This window comes from Streptomyces sp. NPDC013187 (assembly GCF_042899705.1).
GTDB classification, from domain to species: Bacteria; Actinomycetota; Actinomycetes; order Streptomycetales; family Streptomycetaceae; genus Streptomyces; species Streptomyces hawaiiensis_A.
In genome coordinates, this window is sequence record NZ_JBIBAF010000006.1 from 383,816 (window position 1) to 404,145 (window position 20,330).

Genomic DNA, 20,330 nt, shown 5'->3' on the forward strand with positions numbered 1-20,330 from the left:
TGAAGTGGCTCAGATGATCCCGAACAGCATGCCCGCGCCGAGGATTACCAGGCAGGTGAGGGCGGCCCACTTCACGACGAACTTGGTGTGGTCGCCGAACTCGACCTTGGCCATGCCGACCAGGACGTAGACGGCCGGGACGAGCGGGCTGGACATGTGCAGCGGCTGGCCGACCAGCGAGGCGCGGGCCATCTCCAGCGGGGTGACGCCGTGCGCGGCACCGGCCTCGGCGAGGACGGGCAGGACACCGAAGTAGAAGCCGTCGTTCGACATGAAGTAGGTGAGCGGCAGGCTCAGGATGCCGGTGACGAGGGCCATGTGCGGGCCCATGCTGCCGGGGATGACGTCCACCATCCACTTGGCCATGTGGTCGACCATGCCGGTGCCCTGCAGGACGCCGGTGAAGACGGCGGCGGCGAAGACCATGCCGGAGACGTTCAGGACGTTGTCGGCGTGGGCGGCCAGCCGGGCCTTCTGGTCGGGGATGTGCGGGAAGTTCACGGAGAGGACGAGCGCGGCACCGATGAGGAACAGCACCGGGATCGGCAGCCACTCCATGATCATGGCGGTGAGCAGGCCGACCGTGAGCAGCGCGTTGAACCAGTAGAGCTTGGGGCGCAGGGTGGGCCGGTTCGGGTCGAGGCCCTGGAAACCGTCCTCGTCACCGGAGGCCGCGGAGGCGGCGGAGCCCGTGGCACCTGCGGGGGCGTCCGTGCCGGAGCCGGCGGCGGCCGTGCCGCCCTTGCGCATCGAGACCTTGCCGTCGCCGGGGGCACCGGAGCCGACCAGGACCGTCTCGGTCTCCTTCTCCTCCTCCAGCACCTCGTCCAGCGTCAGCACGCCGAGCCGCCGGCGCTCGCGCACGCCGAGCACGTAGGACAGGACGAAGACGAAGAGCAGGCCGACCAGGAGCGCCGGGATCATCGGGACGAAGATGTCGCTGGCGTCGAGCTTCAGCGCGGTCGCGGCGCGGGCGGTCGGGCCGCCCCAGGGGAGGGTGTTCATCACGCCGTTGGCCATGGCGGCCACACCGGTCATCACGACCAGGCTCATCTTCAGGCGCTTGTACAGCGGGTACATGGCCGAGACGGTGATCATGAAGGTGGTCGAGCCGTCGCCGTCCAACGACACGATCGCGGCGAGCAGGGCGGTGCCCACGACGATGCGCATCGGGTCGGCTTTGCAGAATTTGAGAATGCCGCGGACGATCGGGTCGAAGAGACCGACATCGATCATCACGCCGAAGTAGACGATCGCGAACATGAGCATCGCCGCGGTGGGGGCGAGGTCGGTCACGCCGTCGAGGACGTAGTCACCGAGCTTGGCGCCCTTGCCGACGAACACGCAGAACAGCGCGGGAATCAGCACGAGCGCCGCGATCGGCGACATCTTCTTCATCATGATCAGGACCAGGAAGGTCGCGATCATGGCGAAGCCGAGGATGGTCAGCATGAGTGGATACCTAACGTTCGCCCTTGAACATCCCACCAGGGCCGGCGGTGTCCGAGACGTTAGGTGCGTTCAAGCAGCGTTAACAAGACGTTGACGTGCGAGCAATAAGCGCAAAACTGCTGGTCACAGCTTTGCTCAGGTCAGAGCGGTGAGCTTTTCGGTCACGGCGGACGCTTCCGGACCCGTCTCGGGGGCCACCTCGACCGGCACTCCGTTGAGGACCGCGTTGCCCGACAGTGGGTCCAGCAGGCGGCCGTCGAGGAGCTGGTTGACGTTGACGCCGGGGTCCTTGGAGGCGTGGCCGAGGCGGGTGCCCGGGCGGTCGTGACCCCAGCCGTGCGGCAGGCTCACCACGCCCCGGCGGACGGTGTCGGTGACCTCGGCGGGTGCGACGACCTCTCCCCCGGCGCCCTTCACGCGCACGGCGGCCCCGTCCTCGACGCCCAGCCGCTCGGCGTCCTCGGGGTGGAGGTGCAGGGTGCAGCGGTTGGAGCCGCCGGTGAGGGCGGGTACGTTGTGCATCCAGCTGTTGTTGGACCGCAGATGGCGGCGGCCGACCAGGACGAGCCCCTCGGGGCGTTCGGCCAGGGCCGCGCGCAGGCGGGGCAGGTCGTCCGCGATGGGGCCGGGCAGCAGCTCCACCTGGCCGCTGCGGGTCTTCAGGGGCTGTGGCAGACGGGGCCGCAGCGGGCCGAGGTCGATGCCGTGCGGGTGCGCGAGCAGTTTCTCCAGGCTGAGTCCGTCGGCCCGTACGCCGAAGCCGTCGCCGTAGGGGCCGAGGCGCAGCATCATGTCGAGCCGGCGCTCCGGGCCGGTGTCGCCGGTGAGCCGGCCGGCCAGCTCGCGCGGGTCGCTGTCGTATACGGGCGAGTGCGGGTCCTTCACCGCCTTGCCGAGGGTCTGGTCGATGACCATCTGGTCGACGGCTGCCGGATCGGCCCCGTGCATACCGGTCACGGCCAGGATCAGCCGGGCCAGGATCTCCGTCTCGGCCATGCGGCCGGGCTCCAGGGGGACCGCCGGGCGGGTGTAGCGGACCTGGTTGCGCACGGCGAGGGTGTTGAAGGCGAAGTCGTGGTGGGGGCTCTGGGAGGGCGGGGGCGGGGGCAGGACCACGTCGGCGTGGCGCGAGGTCTCGTTGAGGTAGGGGTCGACGCTGACCATGAAGTCGAGCGAGTCGAGGGCCTTGTCGAGCCGGTCGCCGTCGGGCGCGGACAGCACGGGGTTGGCGGCCACGGCGATCAGCGCCCGCACCGGTTCGCCCTCCTCGGTGGCGGTGTCGATCTCCTCCGCGAGGGCCGACAGGGGCAGCTCGCCCTTGGCTTCGGGGTGTCCGCTCACCCGGGAGCGCCAGCACCCGAGGGCGAAGCCGCGGCCGGGTCCGGCGGGGCGCGGCGTCTTGTCGGTGGCGGCCTGCGGGAAGAGGGCACCGCCGGGCCGGTCGAGGTTGCCGGTGAGGATGTTCAGGACGTCGACGAGCCAGCTGGCGAGGGTGCCGTGCGGGACGGTGCAGCTGCCGATGCGGCCGTAGACGGCGGCGGTCGGGGCGGCGGCCAGGTCGCGGGCGAGGGCGCGGATGACATCGGCCTCGACGTCACAGGCCTCGGCGACGGCTTCGGGGGTGAAGTCCGCCAGTTCCGCGGCGAGTTCCCCGACGCCCTGCACGTGCGGCGTCGGCTCGACGAGATCCTCGTCGAAGAGCACCCGGGCCATCGCCGCCAGCAGCAGCGCGTCGGTGCCGGGCCGGACGGCGACGTGCCGGTCGGCGAGCTTGGCGGTGCGGGTGCGCCGGGGGTCGATCACGACGAGGGTGCCGCCCCGGGCCTTGAGCGCCTTGAGTTTGCCCGGGAAGTCGGCGGCGGTGCACAGACTGCCGTTGGACTCCAGCGGGTTGGCGCCGATCAGGAGCAGGTGGTCGGTGTGGTCGAGGTCGGGCACCGGGATGGCGTTCGCGTCGCCGAAGAGGAGGCCGCTGGAGACGTGCTTGGGCATCTGGTCGACCGTGGAGGCGGTGAAGACGCTGCGGGTGCCGAGACCGGCGAGCAGGACGGGCGGGTAGAGGGCACCGGCCATGGTGTGCACGTTGGGGTTGCCGAGCACGACCCCGACGGAGTTCGGGCCGTGGCGCTCCACGACGGGCCGGACGCCGGCGGCGACCGCGTCGAAGGCCTCCTCCCAGGTGGCCTCGCACAACTCCCCGTCCCGGCGTACGAGCGGCGTGCGCAGCCGGTCGGGGTCGGAGTCGACCGCTCCGAAGGACGCGCCCTTGGGGCAGATGAATCCCCGGCTGAACACGTCGTCGCGGTCACCGCGGGCGTGGGTGACGCGCGTGCCCTCGATGGTGAGGGTCAGGCCGCAGGTGGCCTCGCACAGGGGGCAGATACGCAGGGCGGTGCGGGACACGGGTCCTCCCGGGGCGGCGGCTACGGTGACGCACTGACACGCGCGAGCATACCGACCGGTATGGACGGCGGGGAGGTTCGTGACGGGATCGACCTCAGTCGAGCACCCGGGCGAGATAGGCCCGCAGCATCTCCCGCGCCTCGTCGATGATCCGCTGATCCCCCTCCGGTGCCACCCGGAACGCCAGGTGCACGAGGGTGTCCGCGGTCTCGACCGCTATGAGGAAGACGCGCCGCAGATCGTCGTCGGGTTCGCGGTCGAGATGACCGGAGAGGAGTTCGGTGAGACGGTCGGCGACGCGGTGGTTGGGTTCGGCCTGGCGGGCGCCGACCGGGATCTGGTTGCCGAAGTCGACGAGGGAGAAGCCGGGCGCGGTGCGCTTCATGTCCAGGTACTCGTCGAGCACGGCGTCCATGGCCGTGCGCCAGCCCCCGCCCTCGTCGGCGTCCCGCAGGCGCTGCGTGACACGCTCGGAGTACCGCTCCAGGTTGCGCTGGGCCAGGGCGTCGGCCATCTGGCGCTTGTTGCCGAAGAAGCGGTAGACCGAGCCGATCGGGACCGAGGCCCGCTGGGCGACGGCACGGGTGCTCAGGGCGTCGTAACCCACCTCGTCGAGGAGGTCGGCGCAGGCGTCGAGGATCCTGGTCAGGCGTTCGGCACTGCGCCGCTGCACGGGCGCACGTCGGAGCGATGTCGCGTGGGGCACGGGCTTCATGATGCCCTTCGGCCGCCGTCCGGTGAAGCGCGGCCCCCGGAGGCGTCCCGACCGCCGTCCGGTGAACCTCGGCCCCCGGAGGCGTCCCGACCGCCGTCCGGTGAACCTCGGCCCCCAGCGGCGTCCCGGCCGAGGTCCGGTGCACCTCGGCCCCCGGCGTCCGCGCCCTGGGTCCGGGCCTTGCGCCGGGAGGCGGGGTCCGGCGTCGCGCCAGGGCCCGGCTCCGACGCGGTGATGTCGGCCGTGCTCTCCACGGGCCTGCCGTCCACCGCCCACACAGTGCCGTCGTCGGCGTGGAGACGAGCCGTGACGTGGTGCGTGCCGCGCGGCACGAGGCGGGCGTCCAGCCGGTAGGTGGAGGTGCGGAGCCGGGTCACGGGGCGGCCGTCGACGAAGAGGTGCGCGAGGCCGCGCCCGGCCACCGCGCGGGCCGCCGCGCCGGCCGGTGAGAAACGGAAGTTCCGCACGGTCAGGCGTACGTCCCAGCCGCCGGCCGCGTCGGGCTGCACCTCGATCCCGACGTCGGGGGCGCCCTCGGGTACCACCTCGCGAAGGGGCTGCCCGCCCTGGTCCCGGTCCTCCAGGATCTTGCCGACCGGTGCGTGCGACGCACCGCTCTCCCGGGCGTCACCGGTGCCGCAGCCCGCGGATCCGGCCAGAAGGAGGACACAGCCCGCGAGCGCGGCGCAAAGTCTCCGTGTCCACGACATGGTCGGGAGCGTAGAACACGCGTCCGCCCCTGCGGATCATTCTCAAGTCGGGTTCCGGTCATCCGTGAAGAGGAGGACCGCGCGCCCCTCTTGCGTCGGAGAAATCGCAATCCTACGGTGTTGCATAGGAATCAGACCGCAAGGGAGCAGCGATCATGGGCGATGGGGGCACCACCCACGCGAGCGCGTACGAGCACGGCGGAGCGGGGAAGACCGCCGAAGGGCTGGCCTACCTCTACGGCTTCGGCAACGAGCACAGCTCGCAGGCCGTCCCGGGCGCACTGCCCGAGGGCCGCAACTCGCCCCAGCGGGCCCCGCTCGGACTGTACGCGGAGCAGCTGAGCGGTACGGCGTTCACCGAGCCGCGGGCCCACAACCGCCGCTCGTGGCTGTACCGGATCCGCCCGTCGGCCGCGCACCCGGCGTTCACCCGGACCCACAACGGCACGATCCGCACCGCCCCCTTCACCCAGACCGTGCCCGACCCCAACCGGCTGCGCTGGAACCCGCTGCCCGACCCTGCGCCCGAGACCGACTTCCTGGCGGGCCTGTGGACCCTGGGCGGCAACGGCGACGCCGGCCGGCGCACCGGCGTCGCCGTGCACCTGTACGCGGCCAACACCTCGATGGACCGGGTGTTCAGTGACGCCGACGGCGAGCTGCTGATCGTTCCTGAGCGCGGCGGCCTGCTGCTGCACACCGAGTTCGGTCTGCTCCATGTGGAGCCGGGACATGTCGCGCTCATCCCGCGCGGGGTGCGCTTCCGTGTGGAGCTCCTGGACACGGCGCCCGAGGGCGGGCGGAACCCGGCCGCCCGCGGCTATGTGTGCGAGAACTACGGCGCGCCCTTCCGTCTCCCCGACCTCGGCCCGATCGGCGCCAACGGGCTCGCCAACCCCCGGGACTTCCGCGCGCCCGTCGCCGCCTACGAGGACGTCGAGGGCCCGGTGGAGGTGGTGAACAAGTTCTGCGGCAACCTGTGGACCGCCACCTACGACCACTCCCCCCTCGACGTCGTCGCCTGGCACGGCAACCATGTGCCGTACGTCTACGACCTGCGCCGCTTCAATGCCCTCGGCACCATCACCTACGACCACCCGGACCCGTCGATCTTCACGGTGCTGACGTCGCCGTCGGACACCCCGGGCCTGGCCGATGTCGACTTCGTGGTGTTCGCGCCGCGCTGGCTGGTGGGCGAGGACACGTTCCGGCCGCCCTACTTCCACCGGAACGTGATGAGCGAGTACATGGGCCTGATCGAGGGTGCGTACGACGCGAAGGCGGAGGGCTTCGTGCCGGGCGGCGGGTCGCTGCACAACATGATGTCGGCGCACGGCCCGGACCGGGAGACGTTCGACCGGGCGAGCGCCGCCGAGCTGAAGCCGCAGAAGATCGACGACGGCCTGGCGTTCATGTTCGAGACGCGCTGGCCCCTCACCCTCACGCCGCAGGCGGCCCGCGCGGAACACCTCCAGCAGCGCTACGACGACGTCTGGCAGGGCCTGGAGCGGCACTTCCGTCCCTAGGGCCTGAACGGATCTCCGTCGGAAGCCCCCTTGCACTGATCATTTCCTACCGGTACGGATGGCCCGTGACCTCCTTCGCCCCGGACTCGATCGTCCTGAACCGCAAGCTGCCGCTCTGGTACCAGGTGTCGCAGTCGCTGCGCGCCTCGATCCTCGGCCGCTCGCCCCAGGACCCGCTGCGGCTGCCCACCGAGGAGCAGCTGGCCGGGCACTACGGCGTGAGCGTGCTGACGATGCGGCAGGCGCTGAAGGAGCTGGAGGACGAGGGGCTGATCACGCGCCATCGGCGGCGGGGCACGTTCATCGAGCCGCACGCGCGCCGGGGCTCCCCGGTGCGGCTGCTCGGCTCGGTGGACGCGATCGTGGCCCAGCAGTCCGGCATGACGACCGAACTGCTGGACCACGGCAGCGCACCCGTGCCGGGCGAACTGGCCGAGTTCTTCCCCGATGTGTCTCGGGTGTCGACGTACCACCGGCTGCGCAGCGACGAGAAGACCGGCGAGCCGACGAATCACGCCCGCAACTTCGTCCGCCCCGAACTGGCCGCGCGGATCGACCTGGACGACCTCGTCCGATGGCCCATGACCAAAGTGCTGCGGGACGTGGTGGGGGCGGACATCAGTCGCATCACGGACACGGTGGAGGCACGGCTGGCCGACCCGGAGACCTCGAACCTGCTCCAAGTCCCCCTGCTGAGCCCGATCCTGCACTACACCGGGGTGACCTACGACGCCGCCGGGCGGCCCCTGGACGTGGCCGTCATCCACTACCGCGGGGACCGGTTCTCCTTCACGGTGACCCTGGACGCCACATGACCGTCCGCGGGGAGCACCGTGTCGGTCCGCGCGCCCGGGGGGGGGCGCGTCGCGCCGCTCTACGCGCCCGCTTCCGCGCACCGGGTACGTCGTACGATGCCCTGCGTGACGCACGACGACGCTCCGCTGCTGGCGGACCTCATGCCGTGGTCCGTCGCACCGCCGCGGCTCGGCCGGGGCTGGCCGGCGGCGCCGGACGCGGCGTCCCTGAAGGCCCGCTGGGACGCCTTGGTGAAGGCCGAGGGGCCGGACCGCGAGTCCCTCTTCGAGCCGACCCGCTCGCGCACGCTGCACACGGCGGTCGGCCAGTTGCCCGGCCGGACCGGCAGCGGCACGGAGAAACTGGTGCGCGCCTCGGGGCCCTGCCCGGAGCCGGTGCGCGTCCTGCTCGCGCCCTACGACGAGCAGTGGCTCATCCCCGACCAGCGGCTGATCGACGCGGCCCGCCCCGAGCTGTGGCGGGTGGCGGAGGAGCCGCAGGTCTTCGTGGTGGAGACACCCGAGGCCGATCCGCCCCTGCTCGTCACCTCGCTGCTCCCGCTGCTCCGCCCGGGCCGGATCCGCCCGCTGTTCCGGCGCCCGGCCGGCCGCGAGCCGAATCTGGCCCCGGGCCTGCTGGACCACCTCGGCACCCGCCTGGGCAGCACGCCGGCGCCGCTGGACGTACTCGCCTGGATCACGGCCACGGCCCGCCCGGACCTCACGGTCCCGCTCACCGGGGACACCGGCGCGTGGGAACGGGGCCTCGAGCTGGGTCACCGGCTGCTGTGGCTGATGCGCCGCGACGGCCAACGCCCGAAGCTCCCCGGCGGGCGCCGACCCTATGTCCGTGCCCCGCTGCCCTCCCGGCCGGTGGCGCTGCGCTACGACCGGGACGAGGAGGCCCTGTTCCTGGACGAGGGCCGCATCTCCCCGGTGCCTCCGGAGGCCTGGGACTTCGAGGTGGGCGGGGTGCGCGTCCTGCAGGAGTGGTTCGCGAACCGCGTCGCCGCCCCCGAGCCGGGCACGCTGGCGGCCATCCGTCCCGCCACCTGGCCCCAGACCTGGACGTCGGAGCTGCTGGAGCTGATCACCGTCCTCGCGCTCCTGGCCGAGCTGCGCCCCTTGGAGGGGCCGGAGGTCCCCGACCCGGTCACGGCGACGGAGCTGAGCGAGGCGGGCGTCCTGCCGGTGCCGAGCGGGGCCCGCCGCCCGGCGTCGGTGCTGGAGGGGCCCGAGGAGGGGCCCGAAGGACAACTGGCGCTGCTCTAGCACCACCCCAGGGGCACCCTCTGGCGCAGCTCCGCCTCTAGCGCAGCTCCGGGTCGAAGGCGTCCAGGACGCGTTCGAGCGCCCGCCGGAACACCGCCTCCAGATCGACCGGCCCGCTCTGCTCCGTGAAGGCCGCGGTCAGCCGTGGATACGCGCCGGTGGCGATCTGGCTGCCCAGGTAGGCCATGCGGACGGCGTTCTCCTCCTCGGCCGTCCACGGCATGGAGCGGGTGCGTTCGGCGGTCGCGATGTCGTTCCCGGTGTACGTCGTCACGACGCCGTTGAGCAGCGCGACCAGCTCCGTCTTCGTGCCGGCCGGCACGTCGAGCGGTTCGAGACAGGCCAGGCAGTGCTCCAGATAGCGCAGGGTGTTGGGGCTGAAGCCGAACACGCCCGGCATCAGGCGCGGCACCCAGGTGTGGCGGTGCATGATGGCGCGCGTCTCCTCGGCGTTGCGCAGCATGTCGGCGCGCCAGTCGCCCGTGGGCTCGAACATCTCGTGCTCGGCACCGATGGCGTCGATCATCAGCTCGTAGAGGTCCTCCTTGCGGGGGACGTAGTTGTAGAGCGACATCGTGCCGCAGCCCAGCTCCGCGGCGACATGCCGCATGGTGACCCCGTCCAGCCCTTCCGCGTCGGCGATCCGCACGGCCGCCGCCGCGATGTCGGCGCGGGTGAACGCCGGTTTCGGCCCACGGCCGGTGCGCTCGGGGCGCGCCCAGATCACTTCGGGTACGGCCGCTCGGCCCGCCATCGATCATCACCTCGGCCACCATCCTAGTTACGTACAGCGTACGTAGTGCGCTATGGTCACACCATGACTTCTACGTACGCTGTACTTAGTGAAGGTCTGGAGAAGCGCTTCGGGGAGGTCCATGCCCTGCGCGGGCTGGACCTCGCGGTCCCCGAGGGGACGGTCTGCGGGATTCTCGGGCCGAACGGGGCGGGAAAGACGACGGCGGTACGGCTGTTGACCACCCTGCTGCGGCCGGACGCCGGCTCGGCCCGGGTCGCGGGGCACGACCTCGTCCGCGAGGCCGCCGCCGTACGCAGGAGGATCAGCGTCACCGGGCAGGACACCTCGATCGACGGGGACCTCACCGGACGCCAGAACCTTCAGCTGTTCGGCCGGCTGCACCGGGTGCGCGGGCCCGCCGACCGGACCGCGGAGCTCCTCGGCCGCTTCGGTCTGACCGAGGCCGCCGACCGCCCCGCGTCCACCTGGTCCGGCGGCATGCGCCGCCGCCTGGACCTCGCGGCGAGCCTGGTCCGCCGTCCCGACGTGCTGTTCCTGGACGAGCCGACGACCGGCCTCGACCCGGTCAGCCGCGCCCTCATCCGGGACGTGGTGCGTGACCTGGCGGCCGAGGGCACGACCGTGCTGCTCACCACGCAGTACCTGGAGGAGGCCGACCAACTGGCCGACGACATCGCCCTGGTGGACCGGGGCCGGGTCACGCACACCGGGTCTCCGGCGCAACTCAAGTCGCTGGTCGGGGCGCACGCCGAGGTCGTCGTGCCGGACGCCGACACCCTTGCGAAGGCGGCGGCCGTGCTCGACCGGCTGACGGGCGCGCAGCCGTCGTTCGACCACGAGCGCAACGCCGTCGGCGCGGTCAGCAAGGACCCGACGCTCACGATCCCGCTGCTGGTGCGTGCCCTGGACACGGCGGGTGTGCCGCTGCTCGACGTGAGCCTGCGCCCGCCGACCCTCGACGACGTGTTCCTGCGCCTGACGGAGACTGCGCCACCCGAGACGACCGGGAAGACCGAGACCACCGAGACCACCGAGACCACCGAGACCACCGAGACCACCGAGACGATCGGCGAGAAGGGGCGTGCCGCATGAGCATGCTGGCGTACGACGGGACCGCGATGCTGGGCCGCCAGCTGCTGCGACTGCGCAACAACCCGGGGCTGCTGATCCTCACACAGACGATGCCGATCAGCATGCTGCTGTTCTTCGGCTACGTCTTCGGCAGCGCGCTGGCGGTGCCGGGCGAGGCCTACCGGTCGTTCCTCGTGCCGGGCCTGCTGGTGGCGACCGCCTCGGGCGGGATCATGGCCGGCATGTTCCAGGCGGCCCAGGACACGCACCGGGGCGTGACGAACCGCTTCCGTACGCTGCCGGTGAGCCGGGCGGCCGTACCGCTGGGGCAGGCCGCCGCGGACTTGGTGGCCACCGCCCTCGGGACGGTGCCGTTCCTGCTGGTGGGCCTCGCGGTCGGCTGGCGTGTCGAGGGGAGCCCGCTCGAAGCGGTGGGGGCGCTCGCGCTGCTGTTGCTGTTCCGCTTCGCCTGCACCTGGGCCGGGATCTACCTCGGCCTGCTCACCCGCAACGAGGAGGCGGCCGGCCAGCTGGGTGGTGCGACGTTCCTGCTGCCGCTGCTCTCCAGCGCCTACATCCCGACGAGCGGGCTGCCGGGCTGGCTGCGGACGCTCGCCGAGTGGAATCCGATCAGCGCGTTGGCGACCGCCCTGCGGGACCTCTTCTCCCCCAAGCTCTCGGCTTCGCTCGAGCAGGGAGGTGCCCCCATCGCGCCGGTGCCCGAGGGGGCGGCCTGGCCGGTGGCCCACCCCGTCGCGGGGTCGCTCCTGTGGTGCGCCGTGCTGCTCGGGGTGTTCGTGCCGCTGGCCGTGCGCCGGTATGCGCACGGAGAGCGGTGAACGGGCGGCCGGAACCGCGGATGTGACCCCCGGTCGCTGCCGGGCGGGGATGAGACACCGACAGGGGCCGTGCCGCGCTCGGGAACACACCTGGCGTCGCTGCGTGCCGCGGGGATGACGGACGACGAGTGTCGCAGCGTTGCACCAGGGGCGGTGTGACCGCCCGAGCGCGGGCCCCTACCTGCTGCCGAAGAGCGAGCGGCGCAGTCGGCGCAGCGGCGCGAAGAGCGAGACGCGACGCACACGCGCACCCCTGCCACTGCGGTCGTGCGGCTGACGTGCGGTCAGTTCCCGCATCAGCGAGGTCGCCTCGACCGTCTCCCGCTGGGGGACGGCGGGGCCGCCCAGCACCGAGAGGTGGCGGTCGAGGCGCGAACTGGTCGCGCTGCTCCCGCAGGTGATCGCAGGGACCCTGGCCCTGCTGCGCACTGTTATCTGTTCCATGTCACTCCCCACCCGTACGAGTCCACCCGGCCCGGGCAGGTTAACCCTATCGCCCTGTCCGGGCACTCGTGTATCGCGGTCACAGGATTCACCTTCCCCATAAGGGGGTTGACGATGTATCTCCGATTACTCTCCGAATCCAACAGATTTCAGGGCGAGTTGGACGATCGGCTGGGTAGTGGGCCGCGGCGATCCCCCGGCGGGCTCGACGGTCACGGCCAGTGACGTCGCGGAGATACCCAAATCCGTCGCGACCAGGGGCGTGTCGCCCTCGAGGAGGCCGAGGGAGCGGGGTTGCGCGCCCGGGCGCATGAGCCACAGCTGGTGCACGCGGCCACCCGACGGGGTGCCGTATCCGCCGAGGGTGACCACCGCACTCCCCTCCGTGGCGGAAGCGATCACTCCGAGGGTGCGGCCCCGCACGTCCCGGCCTCTGCCCGCACGGGCGTCCGGAGCCGCCAGAACGTGGGCGATCTCACGTGCCCGATCTTGCTCGGCGGTCAGCCGGTCCTGGGCCCGGTGCGCCTGCACGGCGAACAGCGAGGCGACGACGAGGGCCGCGGCGGCGGTGGCCGTCGCGAAGGGCACGAACAGCGGGATCCGGCGCCGTTGCCGCTGCCGCGGCGGCGGCTGGGCGCCCCACACGTGCGGGGGAAGCTGCGCCGCCCGCGCCCGTGCCGGCTCCCGCGCCGCCGCCTCCTGCGGTGCCGGGTCCTGCGGAGTGGTCCGCACGGCGAGCATGACCCGGTCGCGCATCGCGGCGGGGGGCGGGGCGGTCGTGGACCAGGCGAGCCGCACGGCGTCCTCGGTCAGGGCGCGCACCTCGGCGGCGCAGCGGTCGCAGTCCCTGAGATGCCGCTCGAAGCGGACCCGCTCCGGGGGCTCCAGGGCGTCGAGCGCGTAGGGCGCGGCGAGCGAGTGCAGATCCTCGCGGCGGAAGAGGCTCATGCCACACCTCCGAGGCACTCGCGCATACGGGTCAGCCCGTCGCGCATCCGGGTCTTGACGGTGCCCAGCGGCAGGGAGAGCTGCTCGGCCACCTCACGGTACGTGTAGCCCTCGTAGTAGGCGAGGGTGACCGACTGGCGCTGCAGGATGGTGAGCCGGTCCAGGCAGCGGCGCACCCATTCCCGTTCGAGTCCGGCCTCGACCTCCTCGGTGACCTGGTCGAAGGCGGGCTGGTTCGCGCGCAGCGCCTCGCGCTGCTCGCGTTCACCGGCCGCCCGGGCGCTGCGGACCCGGTCGACGGCCCGGCGGTGGGCGAGGGTGAGGATCCACGACATGGCGCTGCCCCGGCCCGGGTCGAACCTCGTTGCGGACCGCCACAGTTCGAGCATCACTTCCTGAGCCACTTCCTCCGACTGGGCGGGATCGCGCACCACACGCCGTACGAGACCGAACACCGGTCCGGACACGAGTCCGTACAAGTCCTCGAAGGCCTGCTGGTCCCCACCTGCCACGAGCAGCAGCAGCTCGTCCGCCTCCACTCGGTCCCCCTCTCCGAGGCCGCACCGGGCCTGTCCCCTCGCACGAGGCACTCGCAACGCACACACCTCCGGACGGTGTTACGGATCAGCGCGGCGAAAATGCGGGTCCCCGACGGTGAAACAACTTTCCCGACTCCCCGTAAGAACGTTTGAGATTCGACCAATCCGCTTCGCCGACCGCTCCGAATGGCGTGTGTCAGGCAAGTTGGCACGGAGGACGGACGGCATGACACCTATCTCCAGGACCGGTGCGGGACGCGCGAGCATCGCGACCGTGATCTGTGGCGCGCTGGCCACCGGCGGGCTCGCAGCCGCCGGTGTGACCGCGCTGGCACCCGAGGAGGCCTCCGCCTCCAGCCACCGCGAGGCCCCGCTGATCTCGGGAACCCCGCAGTACGACAACACCGACGTGTACGCGTTCGTCAGCCCGGACAAGCCGGACACGACGACCATCGTCGCGAACTGGATCCCCTTCGAGGAACCGGCCGGCGGGCCCAACTTCTTCACGTTCGCCGAGGACGCCCAGTACGACCTGCGCATCGACAGCAACGGTGACGCGAAGGAAGACCTGCTCTTCCGCTACACGTTCAAGACTCATGTGAAGAACGAGAAGACGTTCCTGTACAACACGGGCCCGGTCGAGAGCCTCGACGACCCCGACCTCAACATCACGCAGACGTACGACCTCGAACTGATCAAGCTGCGGAACCTGAAGGCCGTGTCGAAGACCAAGGTCGCCGACGACGTGCCGGTGGCGCCGTCGAACGTCGGCAAGGCGTCGATGCCGGACTACAACACCCTGCGCCAGCAGGCGATCCACAAGCTCGCCGGGGGCGCCCAGACGTTCGCCGGGCAGGCCGACGACCCGTTCTTCCTGGACCTGCGCGTCTTCGACCTGCTCTACGGCGGGAACCTCTCCGAGGTCGGCAACGACACCCTCAAGGGCTACAACGTCAACTCGATCGCCCTGCAGGTCCCCAACAGCTTCATCGCCGAATCGCACGAGCAGCCGGTCGTCGGCATCTGGTCGACGACGCAGCGCAAGAACGCCAAGGGCTACTTCTCGCAGGTCTCGCGCCTCGGCAACCCGCTGGTCAACGAGGTCGTCAACCCGATCAAGGACAAGGACACGTTCAACGCGTCCACGCCGCGGGACGACGCCCGGTTCCTGAAGAACGTCACCAACCCGGAGCTGCCGAAGCTCATCGAGGCGATCTACAAGATCCCGGCGCCCGCCGAGCCGCGCAACGACCTGGTCGACGTGTTCCTCAAGGGCGTCAAGGACCTCAACCAGCCGCCGCACGTGACGCCGTCGGAGCAGCTGCGGCTCAACACGTCCATCAAGCCGGCCGCCAAGCCCAAGCGGCTCGGTGTCCTGGACGGTGACAACGCCGGCTTCCCGAACGGCCGTCGCCTCACCGACGACGTGATCGACGCGTCGCTCCAGGTCGTCGAGGGCGAGCTGCTCGGCGCGAAGAACGACCTCGGTGACGCGGTCGACAAGAACGACAAGAAGTTCGAGAAGGCCTTCCCGTACGTGGCTCTGCCGACGGAGGGTTCGCGCGGCCCGCTCGCCAAGGGCGTGGACGGCGGCAACGACGTCCGCAGCCAGCTGGGCGACGCGCTCCAGCCGGCCGGCGCCGAGGGTTCGGACGACATGGGCCTGATGGCCGCCTCCGCGGGGGCCGGGGCGGGCGGCATCGTCCTGATCGGCGCGGCCCTGATGTGGTGGCGCCGCATGCGGAACCGGGCGTACTGACCCGCTCCGCTCCCACCGACCCGGCGCGGCCCGTTCCACATCCCCCACGGCGCGGGCCGCGCCGCCGAACTTCCGCACCAGCACACCCGACCGAGGAGAGGTCATGCCTCCGCGTACGACCGACAGCACACCGGGAAGCCCCGACGACGACCGAGCGCCGTCGACGGACCCGGAGGCCGAGATCACCGGGGACCGGGAGGGTGATGCGGCTGCCGGGCCGGAGGCGACCGGGTCACCGGGCACGGCGGCCGAGGCGGGCAGCGAGCACGAGGCGCACACCCACCCCCCGGCCGTCGGGGACGACGCCCGTCAGCGGGTCGCCGCGGTGCGACGGGCCGCCGACGGGGGGCGGCGGTGGCGGGGCCTGCATGTCGCGGGGTGTGCGGTGCTGCTGGCGGTCGCGGTGACCGGCGGGGCCATCGCGGTCGGGGGTGTGCAGGACCGGGGGGCCGGTGTCGACGCCGTGTCGGCGGCCGGGGCGCTGTCGCCCGGCGACCTCGCGCGAGGGGATCTCGACGCCGGGATCGCGTCCCTGCAGCAGCACCTGCGGGCCCAGCCCAGGGACTTCGGCAGTTGGGCCACCCTCGGAGTCGCCTACGTCGAGCAGGCCCGCACGAAGGGCGACCCCTCCCGGTATCCACAGGCCGAGCGCGCCCTGAAGCGGTCCCTCGCCCTGGAGCCGGGCAACGACCAGGCCCTGGCGGGCCACGCAGCCCTCGCCGCCGCCCGGCACGACTTCCCCGGCGCCCTGACCTACGCCGGCCGGGCCCTGGAGCAGAACCCCTACAACGAACGCGCCCTGTGCACCCGTATCGACGCCCTCGTCGAACTCGGCCGGTACGACGACGCCGCGAAGGCCGCCGACACCGCCGACGACAGGCGCCCGGGCATCCCCGTCTTCACGCGGTACGCGTACGTGCACGAGCTGCGCGGCGACGTCCGTACGGCGCGTGCGGTACTGGAGCGCGCCCTGGGCTCGGCCCATGCCCCCGCCGACGTCGCCTACGTCGCCACCGCCCTCGGGCAGCTCGCCTGGAACCAGGGCGAGTACAGGACGGCCCTCGGCCACTACGCCCGTGCCCTCGCCGCCGACGACGCGTACCTGCCCGCCCTGGAGGGCCGCGCCCGCGCCCAGGCCGCGAGCGGTGACCGGACAGCCGCCGTCGAGGGGCTGGAGCAGGTCGTCGCCCGGTTCCCGCTGCCCGGCCCGCTCGTCGCACTCGGCGAGCTGTACGAGGACCGCGGCGCCGACGGCGACCGGGCGAAGGCCGGCGACCAGTACGCCCTCGTCGACGCCTGGACGGCCCTCGCCCGCGCCGGCGGCGCCAACACCGACCTCGAGACGGCCCTGGCCGCCGCCGACCACGGCGACGAGAAGGAGGCCCTGCGCGCCGCCCGCGCCGAGTGGGAGCGCCGGCACAGCGTGCACACCGCCGACGCCCTCGCCTGGGCCCTGCACGTCAACGGCCGCGACGAGGAAGCCCTGCCGTACGCCCGCCGGGCCACCGCCACCGGCTACCGCAACGCCGTCTTCCTGTACCACCGCGGCGTCATCGAGCGCGCCACCGGCGACGACCGCGAGGCCCGCACCCATCTGAAGGCCGCGCTGGACCTGAACCCCGGCTTCTCGCCGCTCGGCGCGCGCGAGGCCCGTACCGCACTCAAGGACCTGGAGGGGAACCGGTGACCCTGCGCCGGCTGTTCGCGTCCGGTGCCGCCGTCCTCACGGCCGCCTGCGCGCTCACCCTGCTGCCCGCCGCCACGGCGAGCGCCCACCCGCTGGGCAACTTCACCGTCAACCGCTACGACGGCCTGGTGGCCGCCCCCGGCGAGCTGCGGGTCCACCACGTCGAGGACCTCGCCGAGATCCCGGCGACCCAGGCGGGGCCGGACATCGAACGGCTGGGCATCGCCCTGTGGGCCCGCGAGCGGTGCGCCACGGCCGCCGAGGACAGCCGCGCGACCGTCGACGGGCGCGAGATCGTCCTCACCGCCGAGCGCAGCACCGCGCGCGTGCGGCCCGGGCAGGCGGGGCTCGACACCCTGCGGGTGGAGTGCGAGCTGACCGCTGCTCTGCCGGCGGGCGAGAAGACCGTGTCCCTCGGCTTCCACGGTGCGGGGGCCTCCGGCGGCCCGGGCTGGCGGGAGATCACGGCGCGGGGCGACCGTATGACGCTCGCCGCCTCGGATGTGCCGGAGAAGTCGATATCGGACGAACTGACCAGTTATCCGGAGGAGTTGCTGTCCTCCCCGGCCGGCACCGCGTCGGCCGCCCTGCGGGTGCGCCCCGGCGGCGCCGCCCTGGCCGACGAGGAGTCGGACGCGCCCGCGGCCTCCGTGCTCCCGCGCGGCGCCGACCGCTGGACACGTGCCCTGGACGACCTGGTGGCCCGGCAGGACCTCACCGCCGGCTTCGCCGCGCTGGCCCTCCTCATCGCCGTCGTCCTCGGTGCGATGCACGCACTCGCCCCGGGCCACGGCAAGACCATCATGGCCGCGACGGCGGCGGCCCGGGGCGGTCAGGCCCGGATGAAGGACGTCCTGCCCATGGCCGCGTCGGTGACCGTCACGCACACCCTCGGCGTGGTCGCCCTGGGCCTGCTCGTCACGGCCGGTTCGGCGGCGGCGCCCTCGGTGATCGCCTGGCTCGGCGTCGCCAGCGGCATCCTGGTGACCCTGGCGGGCGCGAGCCTGGTCCGCCGCGCCCTGCGCACCCGCGCGCACACCCACCACCCGCACACCCACCACCCGCACGGCCATCATCACGACCAGCGATCCGGCCACGGAAGCCACACCCACGACCACGACGGCGACCACCACGGTCACGCGCACGGCCACAAGGATCACCCCCACGACCACGACCACCCGCACGACCACGACCACGACCACCCGCACGATCACGCCCGCCCCCACTCCCACCCCCACACGATCGAGCACACCCACGACGGCTTCACCCACTCCCACCCCGTCGCCCCCACCCTCCGCGGCACGATCCTCATGGGCTTCGCGGGCGGCCTCGTGCCCAGCCCGTCCGCCGTCGTGGTGCTGGTCGGCGCCGCAGCCCTCGGGCAGGCCTGGTTCGGTCTGCTGCTCGTCGTCGCCTACGGCGTCGGGCTGGCCCTCACCCTCACGGCCGCCGGATACGCCGTCGTCAAGGCGGGCAGCGGCATGACCCGGCTCCTGGACCGGCGCCCGCGCTGGTCGGCGGGCCCGATGGCGGCCCTGGTGCGCCGGACCGCCCCCCTGGGCTCGGCCTTCGCCGTACTGGTTCTCGGGGCCGGACTGGTGTTCAAGGGGGCGGCATCCGCACTCGGCTGAGTCACGTTCGTGAGGCATCGGATGTCGGGAGAAAAGCGGACGTCGTGAGGAAATCCGACCACGTGGGGAAGACACACCTCATGGAGATTCCGCCCGGCTGCGAATGGGGGCGCCGTGTTCGAAGAACCGGGCCATGAGCGTGTGATCGCCGGCCGCTACCGGCTCCTCGCACCGCTCGGCGAGGGCGGCATGGGGACGGTGTGGCGCGCCCGCGACGAGGTGCTGCACCGCGAGGTCGCCGTCAAGGAGGTCCGCGCCCCGTCCGGACTGGCGGGCGACGACGTACAGCGGATGTACGCGCGGCTGGAGCGGGAGGCGTGGGCGGCGGCCCGGGTCGCCAACCGCAACGTGGTGATGGTGTACGACGTGGCGACGGACGACGGCCGCCCGTGGATCGTCATGGAGCTGGTCCGCGGCCTGTCCCTCGCCGAGGTCCTGGACGCCGAGGGCCCCATGACGCCACAGCGTGCCGCTCACATCGGCGCCGAGGTGCTGGCCGCGCTGCGGTCCGCGCACGAGGCCGGGGTGCTGCACCGCGACGTGAAGCCGGCCAACGTGCTGATCTCGAACGACGGCCGCATCGTGCTCACCGACTTCGGCATCGCCATGGTCGAGGGCAGTTCCGCGCTGACCATGACCGGGGAGGTCATCGGCTCGCCCGAATTCCTCGCCCCGGAGCGGGCGCTCGGCCGTACGCCGGGTCCGGAGTCGGACCTGTGGTCGCTCGGCGTGCTGCTGTACGCGGCGGTCGAGGGCCACTCCCCCTTCCGTCACGACACCCCGCTGAGCACGCTGCGGGCGATCGTCGACGAGGAGCTGCCGCCGCCGTACCGGGCCGGTCCGCTCGCCCCGGTGATCGAGGGGCTGCTGCGCAAGGATCCCGAGCAGCGGCTGCCGCCCGAGCGGGCCGAGGAGGATCTGCGGGTCGTCGCCGCGGGCGGCTCACCGCGTGCGGACACCACGCGGGCGGTTCCGTTCCCGCCGACGGTCGTGGGCCACCCCGAGCCCGCGCCCACACCGCCGATGCCGTACCCGGGGCGGTCGGCGGCATCCGGTGCGGGCGCCACCACGACGGCCACCGGCCAGGACCGGGACCGCCGGGCCGGCCGGGTGCTGGTCGCGGGCGTGATCGCGCTGGCGCTCGCGGTGGGCGGGCTGACGTACGCGCTGCTGAACAACGGGGACGGATCCGGCGGCAACGACCAGGGGGCCGGGGACAGTACGCCCACCGCGACCAAGAGCCCGCCGCGCAACACCGGGACCGAGAAGTCCAGTCCGTCGCCGACGCCGAGCGAGACGAAGGAGAGCAGTCCGCCGCCGCAGTCGGTCCGGGTCGCCCTGGAGGGCCGGCGCACGGACTACTCGGGCCCGTGTCCGCCGCCGAACGCCCAGGCGCCCGAATTCACGGCGACGCTCACGGTGGGGCGGCTCCCGGCCGAGGTCAGCTACCGCTGGGTGACGCAGGACGGCCAGGTGCTCGACGGGGGCTGGAAGACGCTGTCGTTCCCGGAGGGCGGCGACCGTTCGAAGCGGGACACGGTGCGGGTGACGACGCGGGAGGAGACCGGGACGTTCGAGAACGAGATCAGCGTCGAGGTGCGGGAGCCGGTACGTGAGACGTCCGAGTCGGTGCCGTTCTCGGTGACGTGCGAGACGGAGACCCCGACGGGCGGGGCCTCCCCTTCTCCTTCCGGCACGGATCCGGACGCGCAGACCGGCTCGAACCCGGGGTCGGACTCGGGCGCGGACTCGGACTCGGGCGCGGACTCGGACTCCGGCTGAG

The 20,330-nt window shown here is 72.5% G+C and carries 17 protein-coding genes; 9 read left to right on the top strand and 8 right to left on the bottom strand.

Annotated elements, in window-relative coordinates; translation table 11 throughout:
• Positions 1-9: 9 nt before the first annotated feature.
• From ACFY5B_RS15255 to ACFY5B_RS15270, 4 genes are all read right to left on the bottom strand, one after another.
• Positions 10-1,452, bottom strand: a complete 1,443-nt coding sequence (locus tag ACFY5B_RS15255; protein WP_389969049.1) for a CitMHS family transporter — start codon at positions 1,450-1,452, stop codon at positions 10-12.
• Between the two features lie 135 nt (positions 1,453-1,587).
• Positions 1,588-3,855, bottom strand: coding sequence for a molybdopterin oxidoreductase family protein (locus tag ACFY5B_RS15260; protein ID WP_389969051.1), 2,268 nt, complete (start codon positions 3,853-3,855; stop codon positions 1,588-1,590).
• 94 nt (positions 3,856-3,949) lie between these two features.
• Positions 3,950-4,570, bottom strand: coding sequence for a TetR family transcriptional regulator (locus ACFY5B_RS15265; RefSeq protein WP_389969052.1), 621 nt, complete (start codon positions 4,568-4,570; stop codon positions 3,950-3,952).
• Positions 4,567-5,280 (bottom strand): hypothetical protein, encoded by a 714-nt coding sequence (locus ACFY5B_RS15270; RefSeq protein ID WP_389969054.1) that lies wholly within the window; start codon positions 5,278-5,280, stop codon positions 4,567-4,569. Before ACFY5B_RS15270 ends, ACFY5B_RS15265 begins: the two co-directional genes overlap by 4 nt.
• Before the next feature lie 155 nt (positions 5,281-5,435).
• Here ACFY5B_RS15270 and hmgA point away from each other — a divergent pair, with 155 nt between their 5' ends.
• The 3 genes from hmgA to ACFY5B_RS15285 all read left to right on the top strand — a co-directional run bounded on the left by hmgA (position 5,436) and on the right by ACFY5B_RS15285 (position 8,872).
• The gene (hmgA, locus tag ACFY5B_RS15275) at positions 5,436-6,806 is read left to right on the top strand and encodes a homogentisate 1,2-dioxygenase (protein ID WP_389969056.1); all 1,371 of its coding nucleotides are present in this window, start codon (positions 5,436-5,438) and stop codon (positions 6,804-6,806) included.
• Between the two features lie 65 nt (positions 6,807-6,871).
• Positions 6,872-7,621: a GntR family transcriptional regulator gene (locus ACFY5B_RS15280; RefSeq protein WP_389969058.1), complete on the top strand. Its 750-nt coding sequence runs from the start codon at positions 6,872-6,874 to the stop codon at positions 7,619-7,621.
• 96 nt (positions 7,622-7,717) lie between these two features.
• Positions 7,718-8,872, top strand: coding sequence for a type ISP restriction/modification enzyme (locus ACFY5B_RS15285; protein ID WP_389969060.1), 1,155 nt, complete (start codon positions 7,718-7,720; stop codon positions 8,870-8,872).
• A gap of 37 nt (positions 8,873-8,909) precedes the next feature.
• Here the strand turns inward: ACFY5B_RS15285 and ACFY5B_RS15290 are convergent, their stop codons facing one another.
• Entirely contained in the window at positions 8,910-9,626 is a 717-nt protein-coding gene (locus ACFY5B_RS15290) for a TetR/AcrR family transcriptional regulator (protein ID WP_389969062.1), read from the bottom strand.
• Positions 9,627-9,689: 63 nt separating this feature from the next.
• Between ACFY5B_RS15290 and ACFY5B_RS15295 the strand changes: the two genes are divergently transcribed.
• On the top strand, positions 9,690-10,721 hold the full coding sequence (locus ACFY5B_RS15295) for an ATP-binding cassette domain-containing protein (RefSeq protein WP_389969064.1): 1,032 nt from the start codon (positions 9,690-9,692) through the stop codon (positions 10,719-10,721).
• A complete protein-coding gene (locus tag ACFY5B_RS15300) occupies positions 10,718-11,539 on the top strand; it encodes an ABC transporter permease (protein WP_389969066.1) in 822 nt (273 codons plus the stop codon). Before ACFY5B_RS15295 ends, ACFY5B_RS15300 begins: the two co-directional genes overlap by 4 nt.
• A gap of 177 nt (positions 11,540-11,716) precedes the next feature.
• On the opposite strand, the gene ACFY5B_RS15305 is transcribed toward ACFY5B_RS15300, so the two are convergent.
• The 3 genes from ACFY5B_RS15305 to ACFY5B_RS15315 form a co-directional block, all read right to left on the bottom strand.
• Entirely contained in the window at positions 11,717-11,983 is a 267-nt protein-coding gene (locus ACFY5B_RS15305; RefSeq protein ID WP_033312817.1) for a hypothetical protein, read from the bottom strand.
• Between the two features lie 126 nt (positions 11,984-12,109).
• Positions 12,110-12,931 carry an anti-sigma factor domain-containing protein gene (locus tag ACFY5B_RS15310; RefSeq protein WP_389969068.1) on the bottom strand — a complete coding sequence of 274 codons (822 nt, stop codon included), beginning with the start codon at positions 12,929-12,931 and terminating at the stop codon, positions 12,110-12,112.
• Positions 12,928-13,470, bottom strand: a complete 543-nt coding sequence (locus tag ACFY5B_RS15315; RefSeq protein WP_389969070.1) for a sigma-70 family RNA polymerase sigma factor — start codon at positions 13,468-13,470, stop codon at positions 12,928-12,930. Before ACFY5B_RS15315 ends, ACFY5B_RS15310 begins: the two co-directional genes overlap by 4 nt.
• A gap of 226 nt (positions 13,471-13,696) precedes the next feature.
• Here ACFY5B_RS15315 and ACFY5B_RS15320 point away from each other — a divergent pair, with 226 nt between their 5' ends.
• The 4 genes from ACFY5B_RS15320 to ACFY5B_RS15335 all read left to right on the top strand — a co-directional run bounded on the left by ACFY5B_RS15320 (position 13,697) and on the right by ACFY5B_RS15335 (position 20,329).
• Positions 13,697-15,229 carry a DUF4331 domain-containing protein gene (locus ACFY5B_RS15320; RefSeq protein WP_389969072.1) on the top strand — a complete coding sequence of 511 codons (1,533 nt, stop codon included), beginning with the start codon at positions 13,697-13,699 and terminating at the stop codon, positions 15,227-15,229.
• A 103-nt stretch (positions 15,230-15,332) separates the two neighbouring features.
• On the top strand, positions 15,333-16,916 hold the full coding sequence (locus ACFY5B_RS15325) for a tetratricopeptide repeat protein (protein ID WP_389969074.1): 1,584 nt from the start codon (positions 15,333-15,335) through the stop codon (positions 16,914-16,916).
• Positions 16,913-18,547, top strand: coding sequence for a nickel transporter (locus ACFY5B_RS15330; protein WP_389969076.1), 1,635 nt, complete (start codon positions 16,913-16,915; stop codon positions 18,545-18,547). The genes ACFY5B_RS15325 and ACFY5B_RS15330 overlap by 4 nt, the downstream gene beginning before the upstream one ends.
• A gap of 114 nt (positions 18,548-18,661) precedes the next feature.
• On the top strand, positions 18,662-20,329 hold the full coding sequence (locus ACFY5B_RS15335; protein WP_389969078.1) for a serine/threonine-protein kinase: 1,668 nt from the start codon (positions 18,662-18,664) through the stop codon (positions 20,327-20,329).
• The last annotated feature ends 1 nt before the right edge of the window (position 20,330 follow it).